1 protein-coding gene and 1 pseudogene are annotated in these 1,732 nt (G+C 35.3%); one reads left to right on the forward strand and one right to left on the reverse strand.

The features are described 5' to 3' along the window. Nucleotides 1-90 precede the first annotated feature (90 nt). Nucleotides 91-238 (forward strand): annotated as a pseudogene (locus tag GX311_05390) (transposase). 255 nt (nt 239-493) lie between these two features. Here the strand turns inward: GX311_05390 and GX311_05395 are convergent. After that, nucleotides 494-1,264 carry a nucleoside phosphorylase gene (locus GX311_05395; GenBank protein ID NLK15814.1) on the reverse strand — a complete coding sequence of 257 codons (771 nt, stop codon included), beginning with the start codon at nt 1,262-1,264 and terminating at the stop codon, nt 494-496. Nucleotides 1,265-1,732 lie beyond the last annotated feature (468 nt).

A 1,732-nucleotide genomic window follows, 5' to 3' on the forward strand; every position in this document is an offset into this window, starting at 1 on the left:
AGCAATGGATTACTCTGCTTTACCCTGCAAAGCCGATTTTTCTTGTCTCAAGGAATTGAATTTACACAAAATTATCCCCAGACCCTTTTCTTTTCTGCTGCCAACAACCTTATTTCCATGTTCGTTTTTTTCTTTAACTTTGTTCGCCCTCACTCTGCGCTAAATGGCTTGACACCGGCTCAGGTTGCCGGTCTTAATCTCTCTAAAAACAAAGACTAAATTTTTTCTTGTCGCTTGAATTTCGCTTAATTACTCTGGAAATGATCCCTTTGTGATTGTCACAGGGCGAGCTTTTGCTCGTTCATTTTACCCTTGACTATTCACAAACGAGCATTTATGACCTTTTGAGCAAAATTCTTTGTTTTTCTATGATTTATTGAGCTAGTTTTTCATGTTAACTATACAGAGCCTATATAAATAATGGTTAGTTTACAATATGAAGATTACACATCAATCTTGGCACCGAAAATGCTTATTAGTGGAGGTTGATTAATCATAATTCTGTAGCTATTTTTAAGCATAAGTCCACAAGATTAGTTCTTATCATATCTCTGCTAATCCATGAGCGTTTGTTCCATTCGCTTCCGCTCAAGTCGTCTCCACCGTACAAAATCTGCCCCAATAAAACATTCCTAAATTTGGATACAGCAAAGAATGCTGCCGCTTCCATTTCAACGGTAACACAGCCTTCCGAAACCCTTTTTGCAATTTTAGCTTCAGTTTCTCTAAAAATGGCGTCAGTTGTCCATGTTTTTGCTTTAATAAATGGAATTTTTTCTTGATTCAATACTCTCTCAATAGCCATTATAGCATCGGGGTTACATTCTATTTCACGTGATGGCTCAATATAATGATATGATACCCCTTCGTCTCTTACAGCAGAGTAAGGTAATACTAAATGACCTACTTGAATATCCTTTTTTAAGACACCAGCACCACCACAAACTATAAATTTTTCAAATCCTGATGCTATCAATTCTTCTAACAATGCTGCCGAACCAGCTGCTCCTACAAAACCTCCAACAAGTCCTACAGAACAACCATTATATTTTGTTTCATAAACTGGAATATCTACTGTTTCCGAAGGGCTTGTTCCAATTTGCTCCAGTTCACCGCATTCCAGCTTTTTACTAATTACTTCCTTGAAAAAAGTAATAACACAGGCTTTAGGTGCTTGAGCCTTTTTGATAATGCTCGAAGGTTTAAGCTTGGCTTGTTTGTTTGAATCATATTCCAAAATCGGAAATATACTTTCATTTAACATGATAATACCACCACCTAATATTAATTTTTTAACTCCGCAGTTTTAAACTTAAGTTCATAATAATTTCATATGCATAATTCTCCATTTAAATCTAACACAATATTTACCAATATGAAAGTTAAAAAGAAATGTCCTTAACATGTTTGTTTGCTTATATGATAGCGGTGCTTTCAATCCATTGTTACAAACCACCTACAACCATTCTCAAGGGAAAATTCCCTTGATCAGGTATTTTTACACCTGAAAACCACACCTTTTTCCCTCCGATTTTCCTTGAGATTTTCAAAGTTCGTATATTTGTATCTTTATATCTGTCTTGAAAATCCACAAATTGTCCTGAAAACTTTTGAACAGTAAAATGCCCCGACAGCTTTATTACCAGCTGTCAAGGGCAGTATTTTATTGATATGTTTATTTTCCAAAATATCTGTTAAGTAATCCTTCAAATGCTTTTCCGTGTCCTGTTAA

This window comes from Bacteroidales bacterium, assembly GCA_012519055.1.
Taxonomy (GTDB): Bacteria; Bacteroidota; Bacteroidia; order Bacteroidales; family Salinivirgaceae; genus JAAYQU01.